The 22,854-nt window shown below is 70.1% G+C and carries 23 protein-coding genes; 6 read left to right on the top strand and 17 right to left on the bottom strand.

From position 1 onward, the window contains the following. Window positions 1-59: 59 nt before the first annotated feature. Window positions 60-716 (bottom strand): LON peptidase substrate-binding domain-containing protein, encoded by a 657-nt coding sequence (locus KY661_RS21330; RefSeq protein WP_225411968.1) that lies wholly within the window; start codon window positions 714-716, stop codon window positions 60-62. Between the two features lie 127 nt (window positions 717-843). Here KY661_RS21330 and KY661_RS21325 point away from each other — a divergent pair, with 127 nt between their 5' ends. Beyond that, on the top strand, window positions 844-1,422 hold the full coding sequence (locus KY661_RS21325; RefSeq protein ID WP_225411967.1) for a YqaA family protein: 579 nt from the start codon (window positions 844-846) through the stop codon (window positions 1,420-1,422). Between the two features lie 16 nt (window positions 1,423-1,438). On the opposite strand, the gene KY661_RS21320 is transcribed toward KY661_RS21325, so the two are convergent. After that, on the bottom strand, window positions 1,439-3,844 hold the full coding sequence (locus tag KY661_RS21320) for an MASE1 domain-containing protein (RefSeq protein ID WP_225411966.1): 2,406 nt from the start codon (window positions 3,842-3,844) through the stop codon (window positions 1,439-1,441). Window positions 3,845-4,049: 205 nt separating this feature from the next. Here KY661_RS21320 and KY661_RS21315 point away from each other — a divergent pair, with 205 nt between their 5' ends. Further along, the gene (locus KY661_RS21315; protein ID WP_075006716.1) at window positions 4,050-4,268 is read left to right on the top strand and encodes a hypothetical protein; all 219 of its coding nucleotides are present in this window, start codon (window positions 4,050-4,052) and stop codon (window positions 4,266-4,268) included. On the opposite strand, the gene KY661_RS21310 is transcribed toward KY661_RS21315, so the two are convergent. The 4 genes from KY661_RS21310 to KY661_RS21295 form a co-directional block, all read right to left on the bottom strand. Then, a complete protein-coding gene (locus KY661_RS21310) occupies window positions 4,265-4,930 on the bottom strand; it encodes an HAD family hydrolase (RefSeq protein ID WP_225411965.1) in 666 nt (221 codons plus the stop codon). The genes KY661_RS21315 and KY661_RS21310 overlap by 4 nt on opposite strands. Window positions 4,931-5,008: 78 nt before the next feature. Next, window positions 5,009-5,596, bottom strand: coding sequence for an ExbD/TolR family protein (locus KY661_RS21305; protein WP_225411964.1), 588 nt, complete (start codon window positions 5,594-5,596; stop codon window positions 5,009-5,011). A gap of 39 nt (window positions 5,597-5,635) precedes the next feature. Continuing rightward, a complete protein-coding gene (locus tag KY661_RS21300) occupies window positions 5,636-6,118 on the bottom strand; it encodes an ExbD/TolR family protein (protein ID WP_075006621.1) in 483 nt (160 codons plus the stop codon). 120 nt (window positions 6,119-6,238) lie between these two features. Continuing rightward, window positions 6,239-6,979, bottom strand: a complete 741-nt coding sequence (locus tag KY661_RS21295) for a MotA/TolQ/ExbB proton channel family protein (protein ID WP_083423177.1) — start codon at window positions 6,977-6,979, stop codon at window positions 6,239-6,241. Between the two features lie 304 nt (window positions 6,980-7,283). Between KY661_RS21295 and KY661_RS21290 the strand changes: the two genes are divergently transcribed. Together KY661_RS21290 and KY661_RS21285 are read left to right on the top strand one after the other, a co-directional pair. Beyond that, window positions 7,284-8,159 carry a GspE/PulE/PilB domain-containing protein gene (locus KY661_RS21290; protein ID WP_225411963.1) on the top strand — a complete coding sequence of 292 codons (876 nt, stop codon included), beginning with the start codon at window positions 7,284-7,286 and terminating at the stop codon, window positions 8,157-8,159. Between the two features lie 11 nt (window positions 8,160-8,170). After that, entirely contained in the window at window positions 8,171-8,890 is a 720-nt protein-coding gene (locus KY661_RS21285) for a hypothetical protein (protein ID WP_225411962.1), read from the top strand. A gap of 4 nt (window positions 8,891-8,894) precedes the next feature. On the opposite strand, the gene KY661_RS21280 is transcribed toward KY661_RS21285, so the two are convergent. From KY661_RS21280 to KY661_RS21250, 7 genes are all read right to left on the bottom strand, one after another. Then, window positions 8,895-10,814, bottom strand: coding sequence for a GAF domain-containing sensor histidine kinase (locus KY661_RS21280; protein WP_225411961.1), 1,920 nt, complete (start codon window positions 10,812-10,814; stop codon window positions 8,895-8,897). After that, window positions 10,804-12,768 carry a PAS domain S-box protein gene (locus KY661_RS21275; RefSeq protein ID WP_225411960.1) on the bottom strand — a complete coding sequence of 655 codons (1,965 nt, stop codon included), beginning with the start codon at window positions 12,766-12,768 and terminating at the stop codon, window positions 10,804-10,806. Before KY661_RS21275 ends, KY661_RS21280 begins: the two co-directional genes overlap by 11 nt. Window positions 12,769-12,822: 54 nt before the next feature. After that, complete coding sequence (locus KY661_RS21270) at window positions 12,823-14,454, bottom strand: right-handed parallel beta-helix repeat-containing protein (RefSeq protein ID WP_225411959.1); 1,632 nt, start codon at window positions 14,452-14,454, stop codon at window positions 12,823-12,825. 279 nt (window positions 14,455-14,733) lie between these two features. After that, complete coding sequence (locus KY661_RS21265; protein ID WP_225411958.1) at window positions 14,734-15,483, bottom strand: queuosine precursor transporter; 750 nt, start codon at window positions 15,481-15,483, stop codon at window positions 14,734-14,736. Window positions 15,484-15,540: 57 nt separating this feature from the next. Continuing rightward, window positions 15,541-16,266, bottom strand: a complete 726-nt coding sequence (locus KY661_RS21260; protein WP_225411957.1) for an SDR family oxidoreductase — start codon at window positions 16,264-16,266, stop codon at window positions 15,541-15,543. Window positions 16,267-16,309: 43 nt separating this feature from the next. Continuing rightward, the gene (locus tag KY661_RS21255) at window positions 16,310-16,687 is read right to left on the bottom strand and encodes a hypothetical protein (RefSeq protein ID WP_075006628.1); all 378 of its coding nucleotides are present in this window, start codon (window positions 16,685-16,687) and stop codon (window positions 16,310-16,312) included. Window positions 16,688-16,776: 89 nt separating this feature from the next. Continuing rightward, a complete protein-coding gene (locus tag KY661_RS21250) occupies window positions 16,777-17,412 on the bottom strand; it encodes a DUF5011 domain-containing protein (protein ID WP_225411956.1) in 636 nt (211 codons plus the stop codon). Window positions 17,413-17,764: 352 nt separating this feature from the next. On the opposite strand from KY661_RS21250, the gene KY661_RS21245 reads away from it, so the two are divergent. Next, the gene (locus KY661_RS21245) at window positions 17,765-18,367 is read left to right on the top strand and encodes a DUF3943 domain-containing protein (RefSeq protein WP_225411955.1); all 603 of its coding nucleotides are present in this window, start codon (window positions 17,765-17,767) and stop codon (window positions 18,365-18,367) included. Window positions 18,368-18,392: 25 nt separating this feature from the next. Here the strand turns inward: KY661_RS21245 and KY661_RS21240 are convergent, their stop codons facing one another. Then, window positions 18,393-18,905 (bottom strand): GreA/GreB family elongation factor, encoded by a 513-nt coding sequence (locus KY661_RS21240; protein WP_225411954.1) that lies wholly within the window; start codon window positions 18,903-18,905, stop codon window positions 18,393-18,395. 165 nt (window positions 18,906-19,070) lie between these two features. Between KY661_RS21240 and KY661_RS21235 the strand changes: the two genes are divergently transcribed. Beyond that, window positions 19,071-19,745 carry a dienelactone hydrolase family protein gene (locus KY661_RS21235; RefSeq protein ID WP_225411953.1) on the top strand — a complete coding sequence of 225 codons (675 nt, stop codon included), beginning with the start codon at window positions 19,071-19,073 and terminating at the stop codon, window positions 19,743-19,745. Here the strand turns inward: KY661_RS21235 and KY661_RS21230 are convergent. From KY661_RS21230 to KY661_RS21220, 3 genes are all read right to left on the bottom strand, one after another. Next, window positions 19,742-20,188: a hypothetical protein gene (locus KY661_RS21230; protein WP_225411952.1), complete on the bottom strand. Its 447-nt coding sequence runs from the start codon at window positions 20,186-20,188 to the stop codon at window positions 19,742-19,744. The two genes, KY661_RS21235 and KY661_RS21230, sit on opposite strands and share 4 nt — an antisense overlap. Window positions 20,189-20,268: 80 nt before the next feature. After that, window positions 20,269-21,867 carry a hypothetical protein gene (locus KY661_RS21225; RefSeq protein ID WP_225411951.1) on the bottom strand — a complete coding sequence of 533 codons (1,599 nt, stop codon included), beginning with the start codon at window positions 21,865-21,867 and terminating at the stop codon, window positions 20,269-20,271. Beyond that, window positions 21,864-22,838: a hypothetical protein gene (locus KY661_RS21220; protein WP_225411950.1), complete on the bottom strand. Its 975-nt coding sequence runs from the start codon at window positions 22,836-22,838 to the stop codon at window positions 21,864-21,866. Before KY661_RS21220 ends, KY661_RS21225 begins: the two co-directional genes overlap by 4 nt. Between the last annotated feature and the right edge of the window lie 16 nt (window positions 22,839-22,854).

Below are 22,854 nucleotides of genomic sequence, written 5' to 3'. Positions count from 1 at the left end.
GTGGAGAAAAGGCCTGGGATGCCAGAGGACGCAAGCGTTTCGGCGCGCGCGGGCCGGACTTAGTTCAGTGGCCCGGTGGGCTTCACGGGCTGGAGGCGGGCCATCAGCTCGCCCACCTCCCCGGTCACCGCATCCAGGCGCTTGCGGACATCCAGCTCGGCCAGCAGCTCCTGGCGCCGCTCCGGCTCGGGGATGATGGCCGCGGCCACCACATCCGCCAGCGTTCCGCCGCTGGCGCGCGCCACCGCGGGCAGCAGCCCCTCCGAGAAGGAGGGCGGCACCCGCCCCGCGAGCTCGAACATCGCCTGCCGGAGCTGCTCCTCCTCGGGCCCCTCGTAGGGGAAGTCCGGCAGCAGCTCCACCCGGACCTGGCGGTAGAGCCGCTCGGCGGGAAGCTCGGACACCAGCCGGGCCCGGCAGACGCCCTGCAGGAGGATGTTGTAGCGGCCGTTCTCCAGCACCTCGTGCCAGACGATGAGGCCCGCGCACAGGATGGGCTGCAGGGCCGGCCGCCCGGCATAGCCCGGCTCCCAGCCGGGCGCGAGCTGGGCGAGGGCCATGACCTGGTCGCCCGCCAGCGCATCCCGGACCAGCTCCCGGTACCGGGGCTCGAAGATGTGCAGCGGCAGCACCGAGTGCGGCAGGAGCACCGCAGACGGCAGGGGAAAGACCTTCAGCGATTCCGAGGCTTCAACGAGGCTTGGTGGGACCGTCATGGGCGCTTCCTCTCCTGAATACTGTTCATAAGGCGGCCCCCTGGAAGCCGCACCCCCTTCAGGCGGGAGCTCACCGGCTCGCAAGGCGGTGGAAACTGGCCGTGCTTTCGCTAGGGTGCGCAGCCTCATGCCGGATACGTCCTCCGTTTCCAAGGTGCCCGCCGTCCCCGCCGAAAAGCTCTCCTGGTACCGCAGGCTCTACCTGCGCGTGGAGGCCCTGTCCTCCACCAAACATGCCCTGGCGGCCATGCTCGCGGTGTCCGTGGTGGACGGCTCGTTCTTTCCGGTGCCGCCCTTCGCGCTGCTGGTACCCATGGTGATGGCGCAGCCGAAGAAGTGGCTGCGCTATGCGGTGCTGGGAACGGTGGCGAGCCTGGTGGGTGGCCTGCTCGGCTACTGGCTGGGCACGCTCATCAACGCCGGCGCCGTGAGCTTCCTGAACATCGACCTGAACATGCGCGTGCAGCGCTTCGGCATCGATGCCTCGCTGGGCGAGCTGCTGGGCCAGAACTTCTGGGTGCTGGCGCTGCTGTGCTCGGTGCTCCCCACGCCGTTCAAGGTGGTGGCCATCGGCAGCGGCATGGTGTCCGTGCCGCTGGACCGCTTCCTCCTGGCGGCCATCATCGGCCGCACGCTGCGCTTCATGGCCGTGTCCGGGGTGATGCGCTTCGCGGGTCCCACGGCGCGCAAGTGGCTGCGCGTCTGAGCCCTCGCGCGGGCGTTCACGAGCCGGTCCGCAGCTCCCCGGGCTCCATCGCCGCGTCGATGGTGGCCAGCAGCACCTCGGGCCGCACCGGCTTCTCCAGCACCTGATTGCGCACCGTGCGCAGGAACTCACGCGCGGCCGCCGTGCAGGCGCCCCCGGAGATGAAGACCAGGCGCTCGGCCAGCGCCGGCTCCCGCAGGGTCAGCCAGGCGTGGATGTCCATCCCCGTCGTGCCGGGCATCTGCAAGTCGCACACGACGACATCGAAGCGCTGGCCTGCGGCGACCCACTCCAGCGCCTCGCTGCCACGCGTGGTGGTGACGACATCGTGGCTGGGCTCCAGCAGCAGGCGCATGGACTGCGCCAGGCGGGGCTCGTCGTCGATGATGAGGATGCGCCCGCGCCGCGCCGAGGCCCGCTCCTGGGCGTCCACCGCACTGCTCATGCGTTGAGGCAATGTGTTCACTTCGCCCTCCGAAGGAGCCGCCGGCAACAAAACGGTGAAGACGGAGCCCCGGCCCGGCTCACTGCGGACGAGCAGCTCGCCCGCGTGCGCCCGGATGATCTGATGACAGATGGAGAGCCCCAACCCGGTGCCCTCCTCGCTCGACTTGGTGGTGAAGAAGGGCTCGAAGATGTGCGGGAGCACCTGGGGGTGAATGCCCCGGCCGGTGTCCGACACCTCCACCAGCGCCCGTCCATCCAGTGCCCTTCCGGTGCGCACCCGCACCTCGTGCTGCGCCACACTCCCATCCGGGATGGCCTGCATCGCGTTGACGAGCAGGTTGAGCAGCACCTGCCCCAGCCGCGCCTCGCTGCCCATCACCCGGGGCACGGGCCCGTACTCCTCCACGAGCCGGGCCCGGCTGCCCAGCACGTGCCGCGTCATGCGCAGCGCGGGGGCCACCACCGCGAGCAGGTCCACGCGCTGGTGCTCCTCGCTCCCCTCGCGGCTGAACGTGCGGAGATCCTGCACGAGCAGCCGGATGCGCTCGGCGCCCTCCTGCGCGTTGCGCATGTGGCCGTACACCGCGCGGCTCACCGCGTTGCCACGGCCCAGCTCCCGCGCCGCCGCATCGAGGTTCATCGTCAGGTAGGCCAGCGGGTTGTTGATTTCGTGGCCCACGCCCGCGGCGAGCGTCCCCACCGCGGCGATGCGCTCGGCGGCCAGGAGGCGCGCGCGCATCTCGTGGGTGGCGGTGACATCCCGGTACATGGAGACCAGGTGCGTGGGCACCCCCGCCGCGTCCCGGACGGGGGACAGCTGCAGCTCGCTGTAGAGGCGCTGGCCATCCCGCCGCGCCAGGGGCACCTCCCCCCGGAACGGAAGCACCCGGCCCAGGGCTTCCTCCACGCGCTGACGCGCCCCGGGCGCCATCTCGCTCACGTGCTTGCTGGGCGAGGCCCCGTGCACCTCCTCCGGGGGCGCACCCACCAGCGCGTGGTAGGTCGCATTGGCGTAGACGATGCGGGGCCCCTCGGGCGTCACCTGGCTGATGGTGACCCCCTCGCCCACGTCGCGCAGGGCCGCGTCCAGCAGCTCCAGCCGCGCCAGCGCATTGCTGCGCTCGGCGCTGACGGCCGCGAGCAACAGCCCGGCCACGGAGTGCACGGTGATGAAGAGCTGGCTGACCAGCAGGTGGCCGCCCTCGGTCCCTTCCGTGAAGGGGCTGTTGCCCGTCACCGTGCCCCAGATGGACATCACGGTGATGAACAGCGTGGTGAGCGCCGTGCCCTGGGGGCCAAAACGCAGGGCCGCCCAGATGCACACCGGCACGAAGAGCGAGGGCTCCGCGCGGGCGATGCGCGCATCCAGCACCCCGCCGTGAAACACCTCCCAGCCAAGCAGCAGGACGGCCACGCCGAGCCCCAGCGCCTCGGCCCGGTGCTTCAGGGGCCGCCACTGCCACATCAGCAAGGCGGCCGGCACCACGACCAGGACGCCCAGCGCATCGCCCGCCCACCACACCGTGGCCACCGCCAGGAAGGACGGCCCCGCCAGGGCGCCCGACAGGCTCAAGCTGAACACGCTCACCAGGCTGCTCACGAGCGGGCAGCCCACGGCCACCAGAATCAGCGAGACGACGTCCCGGACGCGCTCCAGCAGGGGCGAGAAGCCCAGGCGCCTCAGCGCCCACAGCGCGAACAGCGCCTCCAGCGTGCTGCCCACCGACATGCCCAGGCAGGCGGGCCAGGGCGAGCCCCTCAGGACGGTGAAGGCCAGGGTGCCCAGGAAGATGCCCGGCCAGTGCGCCCACCCGAGCCACAGGAGCGCGGCGACGGCCACCCCCGAAGCCGGCCACACCGGGCTGACGGCATCCGGAAAGATGGCGAACGGCACGCTCACATACCCGGCGGCCAGGTACAGCACGGCCACGCACAGCATGTTCCGCAGGCCGCGCAGGGTGAACGCCTGTGCCATGAACGCATGGAATAAGATGGCTCAACCCCCCCGGATGGCCCGCGTACGTGAAGTGTCATCGTACCCGGCGGCCAGGCTGGGTCAAAACCTACCGGACGGCATTTTCCGCGTTTTGTCTTCCTCCGGGCGTTGGGGGCAATCACCCGGCGCCGCCCGCGTAGGAGAGGACGTAGGGAAGACTCGCATCCCGGAGGAATCGAACACCATGTCACGTCCTGGTGCCGCCGCCCTGTTGTCGTTCATCGTTCCAGGAGTGGGCCAGATTTATAATGGCGACATCCTGCGCGGCCTCTTCTGGCTCATCATCACCCCGGGCTTCTGGGTGGGCTCGGGGGGGTTGCTGGGTTGGGTGTGCCACTTCATCGCCGCCGCCACGGCGTACAGCCGCGCCGAGGACAAGGAGCTGGGCCGCCTGCCCGCCTAGCCTCCGGCGCGCACGCCGCGCAGGGCCGCGCCCAGCTCCGCCGCCGTGGTGGCGAGGGCCTGGGCGCCGTGGGCCCGGAGCTCCTCCACCCCCCGGAAGCCCCACGTCACCCCGACGCTGACCATGCCCGCGCCCCGCGCGGTGTCCATGTCCACGGAGGTGTCTCCCACGAAGGCGCAGTCCCCCGGGGCCACGCCCAGCTCCTGGGCCAGGGCGAGCGCCGCGGTGGGGTCCGGCTTGCGGGGGATGCCGGGCCGCTCGCCGTAAACGGCCGCGAAGGGCACGTCCGGCATCAGCCCCTTCACCAGCTTCTTCGTGAAGCCATCCGACTTGTTGCTCAGCACCGCCAGCTTCACGCCCTCCCGGTCCAGCTCCGCCAGCAGCGGCAGGATGCCCGGAAACACCCCCGTCTGATCGAACAGGTGCTCCGCGTAGTAAGCGCGGTAGACGGTGAGCAGGGAGGTGTGCAGCGCCTCGTCCCCCCCGGAGGCCGCCTTGCGGGCCAGCTCCATGACGCCCTCGCCCACGAAGTGGCTGTAAGCGGCGGTGGGATGGGGAGGCAGGCCGTGGTGGGTGAGCGAGTGGTTCATCGCCGCGGCGATGTCCGCCAGCGAGTCCACCAACGTCCCATCGAGATCAAACAGGGCAGCGCGCAGGGGCATGGCCCCCCTCATACACGAACGCCCCGGCCAGACAGAGGGCCGAGGCGCGTGGGCGGCTTGAGACTTCTCAGGCAGCGGTCAGTGAGGGGCCGCCGAGGCGCTGGCACCCGGGGTGGCCTCCGGGCCGCCCTTGGTGAGCACCGCGAAGTTGATGTTGTTGTAGCCCGCGGTGGCGCAGCTGAACATCACCCGCTTGATGACCTTGAACTCCACTTCCTTGGAGGCCTGGATGTTGACGTCGCCCTTGAAGGCGTTGGCGTCATCCTGGGCCATGGCGTGGAGATCCTCGAACTGCTTCTTCATGTCCCGGAGCTTCTCCTCCAGGGCAGGAATGTTGAGGTACTCGTCCTTCACCAGGTCCTCGACCCGGCCCACGATGGTGCCCGAGACGCTCACCTGCTCGGCGGAGACCATCACCACCGGGTGCATCTCGATCTCCTTGACGTTGATGGCCTCGGGCAACTGGATGTCCTTGGTCATCATCAGCACCTCGCCCGTCGCGGAGAAGTTCGCGATGAGGAAGAGCACGATGATGACGAACATGTCGACCAGCGGCGTGATGAGCAGGTCGGCGTAACCGCCCTTCTTGCCGTGCGCGCCGTGGCCGAACACCTTCGAGTGCTCCAGCCGCTTGCCGTACCGCTTACCGGGAACCTTGATGGCCATGGTGTCGTGTACCTTGAATTCTTTGGAGGGGCAGGGCCGTTAGCCCGCCGCCATCACCGAGACTTGGGGAAGCCCCGAGCCCATGCACTCGTCGATGATGCGGACCAGGATGTCGTAGCGGACCTTGTCATCCGTCTGCAGCGTGATGGCGGATTGATCCGGGAACTGCTCGCGGATCTCCTTGAAGCGCGCGGTGAGCTTGGCCAGATCCAGCTTCCCGCTCTCGTCGCGGGAAATCGGAATCGGGTCGAACGTGCTCTGGTCCGCCGAGAGGCGCATCTCCTCGGGCGTGATGGCCAGCGTGAGCTGCACCGTCTTGGTCTCCGAGGGCGGGGTCTCCTCCGTGGAGGGCCCGCCGGCCTGGGAGACCTGGAGCTTGCCGATCTGGGTCCACACGGCCGTGAGGAGCAGGAAGCTGATGGTCACCGCCATCAGGTCGATGAAGGGGGTCAGGTTGATCGAAGCGTCCAGTGGCTTCTTGCCACCTTTGCCTCCGCCCCCAAGGTCCATACCGCCGGCCATGACAACCTCCGCTCAGCCACTACCGTTGTTCAGAGAGAAAAAAGACTGCCACAAAGACGAAGGGCGCTGCTGTCCGCCGTGCTTCTCCAGACAGCGCGCCCGTGTTCCAGGTTCCGGCGATTACTCTTCGTGCCCGTGGGTGGCGACCGGGATGTTCATGTTCTTGAACTTGTCGCGGTTGGTCACGATGAGGTTCAGCACCGAGACGCTGGTCTCGTTGATGTCGTTGATGATGGACTGGGTGCGGCCCATCAGCACCGAGAAGGCCACCAGCGCCGGGATGGCCGTCAGCAGCCCGAAGCCCGTGCAGTTCATGGCTTCCGAGATGCCGTTCGCCAGAATCGTCGCCTTGTCGGCCGGGTTCACGTTGGCCACGGCTTCGAAGCAGGAGATCAGACCGGACACCGTTCCGAGCAGACCGGCGAGCATGGCGGCGTTGCCGAGCATGGCGAGGTAACCGGTGCGCACCTCGAGCTTGGGCGTCTCGCGCAGCGAGGCCTCGTCGAGCGCCGCCTGGACCTCTTCCTGGCCCTTCGGCACGTTCATCAGGCCCGCCTTGATGACGGCGGTGAGCGGGGTGGCCTTCTGGCCGGCCACGTAGTTGATGGCCTTGTCCAGGTCACCCGCGTAGATGTGCTTCTTCAGGCCGCGCAGGAAGCCCTCCTTGTTGATGGAGGACTTGAAGAACAGCACGATGCTGCGCTCCACCACGATGGCCAGCGCGACGACGCCGCACAGCGCGATGGGGTACATGCCCCACTGTCCTGCCTCCCAGCGCCGGGCAATCTCCTCGAACAGCGTGCGATCCGGCCCGCCGGTGTTCGCCAGGATGGTCAGGTTCGTCAAGGACCCCAGGTTCATCGCGTGTTGCCTCCAAGTAGGCGCTGGCCCCCGTTTTACGGGCCTTACAGTCCTTATACCAGCCCTCCGGACAGTGCGGCATGGAGGGGAAATATTCGGGACTGGGTGGTGAAAACAGTGGGGCCGACTTTAGGAATGGCACCCCCCAGTGTCAAGGCAGCCCCCCGCGTTAGCTATTGAAATCTCATGGTTATTTTGCTTTCGGACCAGGGCTTGGCACCCCGCGCGTGAAGGCGGGGAGCACCACATCTGGTGCCTGGCCGGATGCTTGGGTCCCCTGTTTTCCCGTGGTAAGCGCGCCCGCATGGAGAGGAAGCGGATTGGAGAGATCCTCCTGCAGCGCGGGGCGATCAGCCCGGTGCAGCTGGAGGAGGGCCTCAAGGCGCAGCGGCAGACCCAGCAGCGGCTGGGGACGACCCTGGTCGCCCAGGGGGCGATCACCGAGGCGACCCTGGTCCAGGCCCTGAGCGAGGCGCTGGGGCTGCCCGTGGTGGACCTGGCCGCCGTCACCCCGGACTGGGCGGCCATTCACCTGGTGCGGGCGCGGTTCTGCGAGCAGCACGAGCTGTTCCCCTTCGCCCTGGAGAACCGGGGGGGCCGCCGGCACCTGGTGGTGGCCATGACCGACCCGCTCCTCGGCCCCGCGCTGGAGGAAATCGAGTTCACCACCGGCCTCAAGGTGAGCCCCCGGGTCGCCGCCCGCTCCGCGGTGCTCGCCGCCATCCTGCGCTACTACCACAAGGCGGCCTCCCCCCCCGCCCGCCCCGGGGCCCCCACCGGCAAGCAGGCCCCGCGCGCCGCGCAGGCCCGCCCGCCCCGGCCCTCCCGGCCCGCCCCGGCCCCCGTGGGGCGCGAGGACGACGACGAGGAGGTCATCGTCGGCGAGGAGCTGAGCGCCGCGGACAAGACGCAGCGCACGCGGCTGGCGGACCTCATCACCGAGCGCGAGCAGCAGCGGCGCAAGAAGGGGGCCAAGGCCCCGGCCCGGCCCGCACCGGGCGGCTCGGGGGTGCTGGATGACCTGGACTACCTCATCGGTGGCGGCGGCCTGCGGGACGAGCCGGACCGCATCGAGGAGCTGGAACGCAAGTTCTGGGCCCTCATGCGCATCATGGCGCGCAAGGGGCTGCTCACCAACGAGGAGTTCACCCGCGAGCTGGACGACAAGGGCGAATCCTGAGGAGACACGCGATGCGCACGGGAGCCTTATTCACGGTGGTGGCGGTGCTCGGCTGGGGTGGACTCTGGGGGTGTCAGGGCAAGGGCGTGGCCCTGAAGCTCGACATGGATCCGCCCTCCGTCACGCCCGCGGAGGCCCAGGCCTTCAGCGGGCAGGTGCGCGGCGTGGAGCCCCAGCTCACGCTCAACGGCGCGCCGGTGGCCTTGAAAGAGGGGCGGTTCGAGCTCACCGAGCCCCTGAAGAACGGGGACAACGTGTTCACCTTCGTCCTGTCGGCGAAGCCGGGCGCGGACAAGGCCGCGGAGCAGAAGACGGACCGCTACGAGGTGAAGCGCGTGCCGCAGGAAGTCTTCGACGCGGAGCACTTCTACAGCACGAGCGGCAGCATGAACGGCATCCAGCGCAGCAGCTCCGGAGGCCTGCTCGCGGACAAGGCCGAGGGCCGGCTCCAGGCGGATGAGCTGAGCGGCTCGCGCCTGGAGGAGTACGGCCATGAGAACCGGCCGCCCCGGGACGGCATGCCGCTGGACATCCGCCTGAGCGTGGGAGAGGGCCGGGTGAAGGTCTCCGTCAAGCCGGAGCAGGGCCCGGTGGCCAGCGCCGTGGCCTCGCCCGGCACCCCCGCCACGCTCCAGGCCTCCGCGGAGCTGCACCACCGCAAGTACACCGTCCGCCTGGAGGCCCTGGACGGCAAGCCCGCGCGGAAGGTGGACCTGCAGGTGCGCTACTAACGCCTCAGGGCTTGGCCAGGGGCAGCCGCAGGATGAACACGGTGCCCTGGCCCAGCGTGCTGTCCACGGTGATGCGGCCCCCGTGGCTCTCCACGATGCCCTGGACGATGGAGAGCCCCAGCCCCGTGCCCTTGCCCTCCTCCTTCGTGGTGAAGAAGGGGTCGAAGATGTGGCTCAGGTGCCTCGGGTCGATGCCCGTGCCCGTGTCGCTCACCCGCACTACCGCGTCCTCCCCGTCGCGCTCGGTGGACAGCACCACTTTGCCGCCGGCCGCCATGGCATGGCAGGCGTTGGTGATGAGGTTGACGAAGACCTGGACCAGGTTGGTGCGCACCGCGGAGATGGGTGGCAGCGGGGTGTAGTCGCGCTCCACGGCCACCTTGGCCTGCGCGACGACGTGCTCGCAGTAGCCCACGGCCTGCTCCAGGATGGACTCCAGCGGCACGTGCTCCGGCTTCTCCTTGGCGGGCCGCGCGTAGGAGACCAGGTCCCTCGTGAAGCGCAGGATGCGGTCGCTGCTCTCGCGGATCTTCTTCAGCTTGTCCTGCTCGGACGTGGAGTTGGGGCGCAGCCGCGCGTTCATCAGCAGCGACTCGGCGTAGGCGGCCACCGCCGTCATGGGGTTGTTGATTTCGTGCACCACGCTGGCGGCGAGCTGGCCGATGGAGGCCAGCTTCTCCGCGTGGATGATGCGCTTCTCCAGCTCCTTGACGACCGTGATGTCCTGCCCGATGGCGATGACGCCCTCGACTTCTCCCTGGGTCGTGAGCATGTGGGAGGTGGCGAACGCCACGCGCACCTCGCGGTCGCGCGAGCGCAGCCGCGTCTCGAAGCTGTTCACCCGCTCGCCGCGCATGGCCGCCGACAACATGGCGCCAAAGCGCAGATGCTCGTCCTCGGGGATGAAGGCGAACACGTCCTTGCCCAGCACCTCCTCCTTGGTGAAGCCCGTGAGCGCCACGAGCGCCTGGTTGAACACCACCACCTGCCGGTCCCGGTTCGCCACGAGGATGAGGGCGTTGGCCCGCTCCAGCAGGTCCTCCAGGTACTTGCGCACGAACGTCAGCTCGTCGATGAGCTTGGCGTTGCGCACCGCCACCGCCACCTGGTTGGCCAGCTGCAGGAGCACGCGCTCGTCGTGGGAGACGTCCGCCTCGAGCCCCTCCGGGTACTCCATGTTGATGGCGCCGAAGAGCTGGCCGCTGGCCACCAGCGGCGCGCTCACCCCCAGCGCCGTCCCGGTGAAGATGAGGGGCACCTCGCGGGCCACCGTCACCCGGTCCGGGGGCAGCCGCGCCATCTCCAGGTGCGTGCGGGCCACCGCGCTGCGCTTGAGCACCAGCGGCTCGTGGGCGCCGTCCTTCAGCCGCCCCTCCGCATAGAGCGAGGTGAGGCCGCAGGTGCGCGCATCCACGATGCGGATACAGAAGGTGCGGCTGGGGAACAGCTCCTTCACCCCGCGCGCCACCGCCGCCACCAGCTCCTCCTCGCCACTGGCCTCCGCCACGCTGCGGCTCAGGTCGAGCAGCACCCCTTCCGTGCGGGCCTGCTCCAGCAGGGCGCGCTCGGCCACCATGAGCCGCCCGGGCTCCAGCCGGCCGCGCACCGCCACCGTGTCGCCCCGGCGCGCCACGGTCAGCAGCACGCAGCGGCGGCCCGGCAGCGGCACCTCCACATCCGAGCTGTCCCCGTCCTCGGGCACCAGGCTGGGCTCCTGGGAGAGCGTCTGCACCATGCCGGCCACCATGCCCTCGGGCGTGGTGCCGTGGACGGTGCAGAAGCGCACGAAGGGCGGGTTGGCGGCCAGCAGCCGCATGGAGCCGTCACACAGCGCCAGCGGCTCGTCCAGCACCTCGAAGAGGGCCTGGAAGGCCTCCAGCGGGGGGCCCTCGCTCCTGCGCACCACCCGGAAGTCAGTCTTCATGGGAGGAGGCCTTGTCGAGATCGAGGATGCGCTGCGTGCCCATATAGGTCTTGGTCTCGTAGCGGGTAATCTTGCCGATCTTCCGGACGATCTCCGCCATGCGCTCGGCCTCGCGGTAGATGATGTCCACGGGTTTGAAGGCGAAGTCCTCGGGCTTGAGCTTGCGCTTGAGCAGCTCCGCGTAGCCCATCACCGAGGTGAGCGGCTGGTTGAGCTCGTGGGCCGCGGTGCCCGCAAGGGCCACGATGACGGCGCTCTTCTCGCTCTCCTCCAGCCGCGTCTCCACGTCCGACAGCTTTCGCTCCAGCTGCATGCGGTCGCGCAGGTCCGTGAAGATGCCCACGCTGGCCACCTCCCGGCCCCCCTCGTAGAGGATGGAGGCCGTCATGTTCACCGGGACGAGCTCCTGGGCGCGGTTCACCACATCCTGCCGGCACATGGAGAGCCGGCCGCGGCCCCCGAAGTCCGGGCTGCGCAGCTGGGCCATGATGCGCTCGGCGACCCCCACGGGGTAGAGCTGGCGGATGGTCATCGTCCCCAGCACCTCCTGGGCGGTGTAGTCCAGGATGGCCTCCGCCCCCTTGTTGAAGAGGATGATGCGGCCCTGCATGTCCGCGGCGATGATGGCGTCCACGGACGAGTCGATGAGCCGCTCCAGGAAGTCCTTGGTGTGGCGCAGCTCGTCGGCCAGGCGCCGTGCGTGCGTCACGTCCCGGAACGAGAGGATGGTGGCCGCGCCGCTGTCGCGCAGGGGCGCGGCGGACAGGGAGAGCGTGAGCTGCCGGCCCGCCTGGGTGCTCACGCCGACATCCACGCCCGCGCGCGTCTCCCCACGCCCCGCGCAAGCCACCATCTCCATGAGCACCCCGTCGTCCACCGGGTGCGTGAGCTGGTGCAGGTGCCGGCCCCGGGCCTCGTTGGGCGAGGTGTCCAGCAGCATGGCGCCCGCCGGGTTGAGGCTGAGCACGCACGCCTTGTCATCCAGGATGGCCACCCCCTCGCTCACGTTGGCGAAGAACAGGTGGTAGGTGCGCAGCGCGGCCGCCTGCTCCTCGGCGGCGATGCGCGCGGACTTCTCGCGCTCGGTCTGCCCGCGCATGTCCTGGAGCACGCTGGCGTTGCGCAGCGCGATGGCGGTGGCGTGCGCCACGGTCGTCAGGAAGTCGATTTCCCGCCCGGAGAAGGTGCGGCGCTGGCCCGCGGCCCGCACCAGCAGCACGCCGCGCACCTCGCCCCGGATGGGCAGCGGCAGCGCGGCGATGGCGTGGATGCCCTGGGCGGCCACGGCGCGCTGCACGCCCTCCAGCAGCGGGTGGGTGGGCGCGTTCTCCACCATCACCGGGCGGCCGGTGCGCACCACCTCGCGGATCTCCGGGTAGCGCGACAGCTCGATGCGCCGGTTCTTCAGGGCCGGGTCATCGCTGGAGGCGACGATGATGCCCTCGTCCCGGTCCAGCATCACCAGCGAGGCCCGGGAGATGTCCAGCCGCAGCGCCAGCCGCCGCGTCACGTCGTGCAGGAGCGCCCCCACATCGAGGCTCTCGGCGTAGTCCGCGGTGAACTCCAGGAGCAGCGACAGGTCCTTCTGGAGCTGGGCCTGCTCCTCGCGCTCGCGGTAGCGCTCGGCCAGGCGCTGGAGCCGGTAGGCCAGCTCGTGCGGCACCGCGCTGGTAATCACGTCCGCGGGCCGCAGCGGCTCCAGCGAGGCGAAGGCATCCTCGCCCGGGTCCACCAGCGCCAGCAGCAGCGCGTGGAAGGCGCCGTTGCCCGACAGCAGCGAGGCGAGCGCGGGGCCGCTGCCGGCGGAGGTGAGGTCCACCAGGATGATGACGGCCTCGGCGGGGCTGTCCACCACGCGCAGGCCCACCCGCTCCGTGGCGCGCAGGAGCGGCTCCCGGGCGGGCGAGTCCGAAGGAACGAGGGCGACGCCGAGGGAAATCTCAGGAGACGACACGAGGCAGCGGACTCCGGGACGGGGCGGCCCCGGCAGTCTATACGCCCCGGCCCTTTAGGGGCAGTCCGCCTCGACCGCGCCCCGGTCCGGAGCCCGTCCACAGAAGGACAGGCCCAGGTCCGCCCCCGAGTCCTTGGCGGGAGAGTCCGGCCCCGGCGTGAAGTCCTCGGAATCCACGTCCACGAAGGCGGGAGCCTTCTCCACCGACTGGGCATCCAGCCCCGTCGCGGCCCGCCATCCGTCCAAGTCGAGGTCCTCGGACTCGCGGCGGAAGACGGCCTTGCCCCCGGACCGGAAGTAGAGGTTGCGGTCCATCACCACCCCGCTGCGGTCATCTCCCCCGCGCAGGGTGACGGCGCAGCCAGCAAGCACGTTGTTGCGCAGGTCCAACGTCTTCGAGGGGCCGGACGTGCCGTGGCCGAACACCAGGCACGGGCCCGGCATGTTCCACACGGTGTTGTGCTGCACCTTCACGTCCGTGGACGTGTCCACCCGGATGCCGAGCCCATCGTTGTCACCGGAGCCGTCCCCGTCGAGCACCCGGTTGCGGCGCACCACGATGCGGGTGGGGGGCGCGTTCACGCGCACGCCGCCCACGACGATGCCGCGCCCGTTGGCGCGCACGGTGTTGTCCTCCACGGTGACGTCGCTGGCGGACAGGTGCACCACCACGCCCTCCCCCGCCGAGGTGGCGGTGCGCCGGTGGCCCCAGATGGTGTTGTGGCGCAGGGTGACGTGGGTACACGTCTTGATGTCCACGCCGTTCTCCTGGTTCTCGTGCAGCGCGTTGTCCTCCACGAGCAGGTTGTCGAAGGGGGTGCCCTCCACCGTCGCGCCACCCTCGGGGCCGAGGCACTGCACGCCGTCGCCGGAGTTGTGGTGGATGTCGTTGCCACGAATCACCACGTTGCGCGCCGTCGTCTGAACCACGACGCCGTGGCTGTCCTCACCACTCTTCTTGAAGTGGTGGATCTCGTTGTCCTCGATGAGCACGTCGCTGGCGGACTCGGCGATGCTGACGCCCGCGCCCTCGGTGCCGTTCTTCAAGATGCTGCCGCGAAGAATTCCATGGTGGGCCCCCTTGCCGCGCCAGAACACCGCGAACGCCCGGTCCCCCGCCAGGTCCAGGGTGAGCCCTTCGATGCGCCAGTACGCGCCGCGCACGTCGATCATCGGCGTGCCATTGCCCGAGCCGCCCTTGAAGACGGGCGAGGCCCCGGGCGCGGCCATCACCGTGAGCATCCGGTCCGCGCCACCGCCGCGCTCCTCCAGCTTCAACCGCTCGGAGTAGGTGCCCGTCTCCAGGAAGACGGCCTCGCCGGGCCGCACCACGGAGAGCGCCTTGGCCACGGTGCGGAAGGGCTTCGCTTGCGAGCCCTCCGCGGCATCGGCGCCGCGAGGCGAGACCCAGAGAATGCGTGAGAACTCCGGGGGCGGAGGCGGCTCCTCGGCCTCCGGCGGGGCCGGCACTTCGGGCGCGGGCCCGGGAGCAGGCGCCGGGGACACGGGGCCGGGTCCTTCCGGCAAGGAGGGCGTTGAGCCTCCGGGGGCGGGGACCTGGACGGTGCCCGTCTCACCGGGGCGGGCGCCCCGCTCCTGCTGCGTCATCTCCGCCTTGCCACAGGAGGCAAGGCCCGCGAAGACGGCAGCACTGCCGAAGGCCACGAGGGCCGCTCTGAAACGCATCCAGACTCCTTGTGTGGGCGGCGGCGATGGGGAAGCACCGCGGGATTCGCGCCCGACAAGGCTCAGGGAAGCTTCATTCCTCCTGTTTCGAAGCGGGAGGCCCGCCAGGCCGCTGGGGGAGGCAGCGGCATCCTGCAATTTGAGGCGCTTGCGAAGGGCTCCCGCGCGCCTGGCCGGCAGAGCCCCTGGCCCCCAGGCTCCCCATGGCGGAGGGAAGGGGGGGTCCGAGGAGGGAGGGATGTCCTCCCTGTCTTCTTCACCCAGAGTGCCACCCCGGGCTCAGGCCACGCGGCCCGGGGCCCCCTCCAGGGGGCGCACGGGGGACTCATCGATCGGCTCACCGTCAGGCCCCAGCTTGACCGGGTGAATCCCCAGCCGGCGCTCTACCAGGGCATGGCCCGCGTAGATGAAGGGCGTGAGGCCCACGGCCACCAGCAACTTCACCACATAGGAGGTCAGCACGATGCGGATGATGACCTCGGTGGGGAGCACCCCCGTCCAGGCGATGATCTGCACCACCACCGTGTCGATGAACTGCGACACCAGCGTGGAGCCCGTGGCCCGCAGCCACAGGTAGCGGTTGTTCGACTTGCGCTTGATCAGGTTGAAGACGGCGATGTCGCTGAACTGGCCAATCAGATAGGCGATCATCGACGCGACGAGGATGCGCTGCGAGCCGCCGAAGACGTTGTTGAACGAGCCCTCGGAGGTGCCCATGTAGTCCGGCGCGCGCGTGAGGGGCGCCCAGTCGATGCCCTGGGCGATGTTGATGACGGCGAAGGCGAACACCGCCATGCCGAAGCCCACCCAGGTGACGAACCGGGCGGCCTTCTTGCCGTAGAACTCATTGAGGATGTCGGTGAGCAGGAACGTCACCGGGAACGGCAGCATGCCCGCGGACATGACCGCGAGGATGGGCCCCAGCTTCACCTCGAAGAGCTTCACCCCGATGATGTCGCCCACGACCAGCGAGGTGATGAACACCCCCGCCAGCACCACGAAGAGCCGAAGCCGTATATCCAGTTTCATTCCAGCCCCTTTTACCAGCCGGGTTCGCCTCTTATCACTTCCGGCGGGCCCCGGGGCTCAGAGCACCGCGCTCCGGCCGCCGTCCACCGCGAACACCTGCCCGGTGATGTAGGGGGCCTCGCGCGCCAGGAAGAGCACCGTCCGAGCGATGTCCTCCCCGCTGCCCTCGCGCTGCAGGGGGATGCGCTGGAGCACGTCCTGCCGCTCGGCCGCGTCGAAGGACTCGGGCAAAATCACGGCTCCCGGGGAAATCGCATTGACGCGCACCTGAGGGGCCAGCTCCACCGCCAGCGCCCGGGTGAACATGATGAGCGCCGCCTTGCTCACCGAGTAGTGCGCGTAGTGGCTCACCGCGCGCTCGCCGCCAATGTCGGTGATGTTCACCACGAGCGGCGAAGGGGCCGCGCGCAGGGCGGGCAGCAGCGCCTGGGTGAGAAAGAAGGGCGCATCCAGGTTCACCCCCAGCATCGTCCGGTACTGCTCCCGGGTGATGGCCTCGAAGGGAACCCGCGCGTACAGGCCGGCGTTGTGCACGGCGACATCCAGCACGGGGTGGGCGGCGCGCACCCGCGCGCCCAACGCATCCACCTCGCGGGGATTCGAGAGATCCGCCGAGTAGAGGGTGACACGGCCTCCCTGGCCGCGCAGCTCCTCGGCGAGGGCTTCCAACTCCTGGGACGAGCGGTGCGCGTGGAGCGCCAGCTCATACCCTGCCTGTCCCAGGGCCCGTGCCACCGCACGGCCCACCCGGATGCCAGCCCCTGTCACGAACGCGGTCGCCATGCCGCGACGTCCCTAGCAGGGCAGCAGGGACAGGAGGAAGCCCTTACGACCGGCCGTAGCGGTGGTAGCGGACGGGCACCCACACCCACTTCTCCACCGTCTCGTAGCGGCCGGGCACCCACCGCTGCTCGTAGTAGCCCCCCTCGCAGTGCTTCCCGCGCCGGGGCCGGTAGTGGCACTGCTCGGGCACCCACACCTGCTCATAGCGCCCCTGCGACCACACCTGCACCGTCTGAAGCTCGTAACGGCCTTCCTGGCCCGACGGACGGGACGGCCGGGACGGACGCGGGGGGTGGTGGGACGGGGCGCCGTACCCGGGGCCATGGCCGCCCCGGAAGCCCTGCGCCTCCTGGGCGAGCGCACTGGAACCAAGGAGCAGCGTACCGAGAGCCAGGGAGAAGATGCTGGACTTGAGAGCCATGTTCGAGTTCCTCCGTCGTAGTGCCCTGTCTGACGGGGCCCCCCACGGAAGATTCAATCCCGGCCCTTCCCCCCTCTGGGAACAGGCACTTACTCGTAGACGGGGCAGTCGACCACCGTCACGGTGCGCGAGGCGGACACGGTGTGGCCCGCGCTGTCCTGCACCTCGTACGCCACCGTGTAGGTGCCCTCGCTCCAGCCGTTCACGGTGTTGGTGACGGCCACGGACAACGTCAGGTTCCCGTAGCAGGCATCCGACGCGCTGTAGCCCGGGTCCACCCAGTTGCTGCCGCACGTGTGGATGATGTCCGTCTCACCGGCCAGCGTCAGCGTGGGCGCCTGGGTGTCGCGCACGTTCACGGTCCGCAGGCCCTCCGCGAGGTTCCAGTTGGCGTCGTGGGCCAGGTACGAGACGTGGTACGTGCCCTCCGCGCCCGACTGGGGGCCCGGACCGAAGCCGTCGTTGCCAGAGTTATAGGATTGCACCGTCAGCGGCGCGCCGGAGCCATCGGTGGCCGTGGCGCCCGGGTCGGACCAGCTGTCCACACCGCACTCCAGGTTCAGCTCCGCTCCGCCATTGAGCGTCAGGGTGACGGCCCCGTCCACCCCCTGCGTGGCCTGGTTCAGGGAGTCCGGCGTCTCCAGGCCGGCCCCGCCACAGCCCACCAGCGACACACTCACCGCTCCGATCAGAATCTTCCAGCTCTTGTTGAAGTGCAGGCCCATGATTGTCTTCTCCTTGCTGTCGAATCGAATCGAGTGACGCCGGGCGACGGATTTTCCCTCGGAGGAGCCAATCCCTCTCTCCAGCGTGAGACACACTTTAGCGGGCCCTCTGTTGACGCTGGAGCGCGAAACGCTAACAAAAAACAGCCCTGGCCTTCTCAACTCGGATGTCATTGCTGATTGAAATTCGAGGTACGGGCTCACCCCCGCTGGGTAGCGGGTGACACCTTCCTGGGTCGCATCCGCCCGAGCAGCGAAATCGTGGAAAGGGCCTTCTCCACACTTTCGGGCCCAGGGCGTTTCCGCCCGCCCCCCGAGGCCTCGCGGGGTGCGCCTCGATAGGATTCTCCTCATGATGTCTGGTCTGCTCCTAGCCTTGGTGCTGTCCTCCTCACCCGAGCCTCCCCGGGCGGCGCCGGACGCGCCGGTTCGCACCTGGCTCGTGCCCGCGCTCCACTCCGCGGGCATCATGGCCGCCATGCGCACCTCGCTCTCGCTGCTCTGGCCCCGCGACTTCGACCCCAGCCGGTTCCGGGAGAACTTCCGCCAGCTGCGCCGCGGCTACTCGCGCGCCCCCCACTTCGATGCGAACCAACGCGCGCTGGAGTGGGATGGAGACTCCTGGCTCATCAACACGGTGGGCCACGGCCTCTTCGGCGCCGAGGTCTATGCGCGCAGCCGCCAGTGCGGCCAGGGCCCGGGGGCCTCCCTGCTGGCCACCACCCTCGCCTCCACCACCTGGGAGTACGGCGTGGAGGCCTTTCACAAGCAGCCCTCCGCCCAGGACCTGGTCTGGACGCCGCTGGTGGGGGCGCTGCTCGGCGAGGGCCGCTTTCAGCTCCATCGCCACGTGCGGGATGGGGGCTTCGCAGCCGGCCCCGCTCGCACCTTGCTCCTCTTTCTGATCGATCCCCTGGGAGAAGCCGAGCGCCGCGCGCTGGGCACCCGCTGCTGACCTTCGCTGCTCCGAAGGCCTGCGCTCAGTGGGTCGGCGGCGTGTAGGCCACCCCGGTGACGGTGTACTCCACCGCGCCGCGCGGCCGCTCCACCTGCACGGACTCCCCCACCTCCTTGCCCAACAGGGCCCGCGCCAGGGGGGACTCCACGCTCAGCCGCCCCGCCTTCACATCCGCCTCATCCGGCCCGACGATGCGGTAGGACGCCTCCGCCCCCTCCTCGTCCTCCAGCATCACCCAGGCGCCGAAGAACACCCGGCCCTCTTGAGCGGGCTCGGGCGTCACCACCTGGACTTCGTCCAGCGTCTCCGTGATCAGGAGCATGCGCCGCTCCCGCTCCCGCTTGCGGTCGGCGGCGCCCAGGGCCTTCGGCTCTTCCTCGCCTGCCCCCAGGCCCTGCAACCGGGCCAGCTCTTCCTGGAGTGCCCGGTAGCCCTCCGGGGTGATGTAGCGCTTCTCCCCCGAGGCCGCGCGAGGCCGGGGCAGGAGGAGCCCCTCGCCCCCCTCACTGTCTTCCTTGGTGAACGCCTTCGACATGTGGCCTCCCCGTCGCTCCTCTTGAATCTGGCTCACCTGCTCCCACCTGCCAACGGCAGGTCGCGTGAACGACATTTCGCCAGGGCCCCCTCCGCTTCTCCGGGAAGCGCGCGCGCCGGGGCTTTTAAGGTGCTGCCGCCGTTCCACCCCCTCTGGAGGATGACCATGGCGGAGACCTCGAAGCTGACCGCGAAGGACGGAACCGAAGTGCCGGGCTATTTGCGCGAGGCCGCCGGAGGCAAAGCCCCCGGCGCGGTGATCCTCGTCCACGAGTGGTGGGGGCTGAATGGCCACATCCGCGGCGTGGCGGACCGGCTGGCCCAGGAGGGCTTCACCGTCTTCGCGGTGGACCTCTTCCAGGGCAAGGTGGCCAAGGACCCGGCCACCGCCCAGCAGTACATGAACGCGCTCGACTGGAAGCAGGCGGAAGCGGACCTGCTCCGCGCGGCCGAGGCCCTGCGCCAGCGCCAGCCCGGAACGAAGGTGGGCATCACCGGCTTCTGCCTGGGCGGAGGGCTCGCGCTCTTCGGCGCGGCGAAGGACCCTGGGCTCGCCGCCTGCGTCCCCTTCTACGGCATCCCCGGCGACGACAAGGCGGATGTGACGAAGATCCGCGCCCCGGTGCTGGGCCACTTCGCCAACCAGGACGACTTCTGCTCTCCGGACCGGGTGAACGCCCTGGAGGCGAAGCTGAAGGGTGCCCACGTGCCCGCGGAGATTCACCGCTACGACGCCCAGCACGCCTTCTTCAACGACACGCGTCCCGAGGTCTACTCTCCCCAGAACGCCGAGACGGCCTGGCGGCGGACGGTGGACTTCCTCCACGCGAAGCTGGGCTAGTCCGCCGTCCCCGGGCCGGCTTCCGCGGGGGGAGTCTCCTGCGCGGGAGCCTCCTGCGCGGGAGCCTCGGCCGGGGGCACCGGGGCCTGCGACGCTTCCGGCATCACCGCCTCGAACCGGTAGCGCGCCACGCCCTTGGGGAGCACGACCTCCAGGAGCGGGTTCTCGTCGGCCAGCGCCTTGGACACGGGCAGGGCGACGAGGCCCTCCGCGTCGCTGAACACGGACACGCGCGTCCGTCCGCTGCTGGCCACCACCTGGGCGCCCGGGATGGGGCGGTTCGTGTCCTTGTTCAGCAGGCGCAGCGTCACCGCCGGGGTCTGCGCCGCGCGCTCCACGTCCTGCGGCACCACCACCTCCCCATAGCGGGGACGCAGCGCACAGGCGGACGATAGGCCAAGGCACAGGAGGGCAACGCTCAGCGACGCACGGCGAAGGCTCATGAAGGATCCATCCCAGAGGGAGAAAAGTTCGCCTACCCTCCTACGGCGCGGGCACCAGGGCAAGCCGGTGCGCGAGCCCCTCACTCGAACCGGAAGTAGGCCTCGAAGTCCGGCGTCCCCTTGCGGCGCTTGCCATCCGCGCCCACCTGCGGCGGGTAGTTGGCGAGCACCCCGCCAGGGTCCGGCGTCTCCACGCTCCCCAGGGGAACCGGCAGGTGCTCCCGGATGCCCGGCAGGCCCGCCACCTCGCCCAGATAGCCGGGCAGCGTGAGCGGGGACACCATCTCCCCGGCGGTGAGCGACAGCTCCGGGCCCTCTTCGAGCGCGGCCCTCAGGCCCGCCGCCGCCCGGCCTTCCATCCGGTAGGCCCGGAAGACGCGCAGCAAGGACAACCCCACCGCATGCGCGGTGAGCGTCAGGTGCACGGGGTTGGTGCCCAGCTGGTCATCCCCGTACGAGCGCCAGACGAAGCCGCTGGAGCTCCTCACCCACAGGCCGTACACGTTCTCCTCGTCGTGCATCTTCTTGGAGGGCAGCCCGCCGGAGAGCCCCACGAGCAAGTCCCGGGGCACCCGCAGGTGGCCGGACGCGAAGGCATCCGTGAGGAAGTGGTCGGCGAAGGCGTTGCGCACCAGCGCCGCGTCCAGATCCTTGTCCAGGGCCAGGAGCAGCGCCTCCTTGTGATGAAGGGCATAGCGCGCCCAGCTTCTCGGGGCGAAGTGGTCCTGGTTCTCGTTGGCGAGGTTCACGTAGTCGAACCAGCCCCGGTGGGTGTTGAGCAGGAAGGTGCCCTCGTCCTGGGGCGTCACCCCGCGGATGGCGTCGGCCACGGCGGGGGTCAGCTCCTCGGACAGCTCCTCCGGCGTCCCGTAATAGTCCCCCGCGAGCGCCACCACCTCCCCGTACGTGAGCGTGAGGCCCGGACGGATCTCCAGCTCCGTGAGCGGACGGTAGCGGGCCATCAGGTCCTCGAGCCGGTCCTGGAAGGGCTCGCGCCACGTCGGGTCCGCGCTCGCCACCGTGAGGCCCTGCCGCTCCAGCACCGCGTCCGGCTCGAGCTCAGTCTCCGCCGTGCGCAGCAGCACGTGGCTCTGCCTCGCGGTGGACCGGCTGGTGTGGGAGAACACCGACTTGCCCGACAGCAGGCTCGCCAGGTACTCCGCGCTGGCACGGTGCTCGGCAGTGCCGAAGTAGTCCGGCCGCACCGAGACCACGGGCCGCTTCGCCGTCTCCTTGCGCAGGGCCGCGAGCCGCTGCCGCTCCTTGTCTCCCGAGCCTTCCGGGTCCCCAGCGCCTGGCCCGAAGGACAGCGCCATGCGCTCCCCCGGCATGGGGGCGGCGGCCGGGGAGGAGGATGGGGCCTCCGGCGTCATGACGGCCTGGAAGGCCCGGCGGGCCGTGAGGCCTCGCAGCGCCGCGGCCTCCGCCGTGCGGACCTGCGAGGGCGAGAGCAACTCGGAGGTGCGGCTGTTGAACGCCAGCGGCGCGCCCGTGGGCGCGGGCGTCAGCGGCGGCAGGGGCGGCTCCGGGACTTGCGCCGGGGCGGCCGCCTGGACCGGCTTGCGGCCTCCCTTCTTCGCGGCGCTCCGCGGGGGCGCGGCGGGACGGCCCGTGGCCCCCTTCCCTTCCGCCTTCTGGGAACCCGCCTGCCCCTTTCCCCGAGGTTTGCGTGTCGTCACGGCAGTCCTCCATCCATGCCTTGCAGGCGTACGCCGAGCCGGATCCCCGCCAGCAGGTGCGCGGGACGGCCCGGGACCAGGTATGCCACCTGAAGCGTGCTCCCCACGCGCGGCGCCCCCCGGCGCGTGGGCGACAGGTTCTCCCGTGCATAGGCGCACTGGGCGAGGAACACGCAGTAGTCCACCGCCGCTTGCAGGGAGAAGTGCTCGGAGAGCGGCTCCTGCGGCGAGGAGAAGAACCCCGCGCGCAGCACCCGCCGGGCATAGCGCCGCGCGAGCGTACTGGCCTGCTCGTTGGTCAGGGGCTCCGCGGGGACGCCCGTCCGCCGCGCCTCCTGGGCCAACTGCTCCAGCAGCCCCGGCGGGCCATCCTCCGCGTCCGTGCCGGCCAGCAGCACCGCCAGCCGCTCGGGCAGAACGGGGTCATACCCCTCCACGAAGCGGGCCACCGCCTCGGTCACCCCCGCGTAGTGGACCCCGAAGCGGTGCCGCACCTCCCCGCCCTCCTCCTCCGTGTGCAAGAGCGGCGAGGGCGTGGTGGGGATGCTGGGGTCCACGCTCCACTGGATGGACCAGAGCGAGGGGGGCTCCACACCCTCCTCGGGCTGCGGGGCGAAGCCTCCGAGAATGAGGTGGAAGGGCCGGGGCAAGGTTCCCAACCGGCGCAGCGCCTGGGACTCCAGGGCCGCGTGCAGGCGCTTCGCATAGTCCCCGACGGACTCCCCCGGCCGTAGGGGGGCCCGGTCGTCAAACGCGCGCAGCGACGTGGCCACGGTGCCCCCTCCGATCGAGCCCACGCCATTGAACATGGCGAGCAGCTGGCCCCCGGACAACGGGACGAGCTTCTCCACGTTGGCCATGTTCGAAAGGAAGCGCTCCTGGCCCCGCGCATCCACCTCCATCACCGTGGCCAGCCCGTCCGTGGCGAACACCAACGCGTCCGGCGTCTTGAAGGCGATATCGATGGTCATGGCCCGCGCGCAGCAT

Source organism: Allostigmatella hybrida (genome assembly GCF_020103775.1).
Lineage (GTDB): Bacteria > Myxococcota > Myxococcia > Myxococcales > Myxococcaceae > Hyalangium > Hyalangium aurantiaca.
Note: the sequence above shows the minus strand (reverse complement) of the source record. Positions and strands in the feature narration are given on the sequence as shown.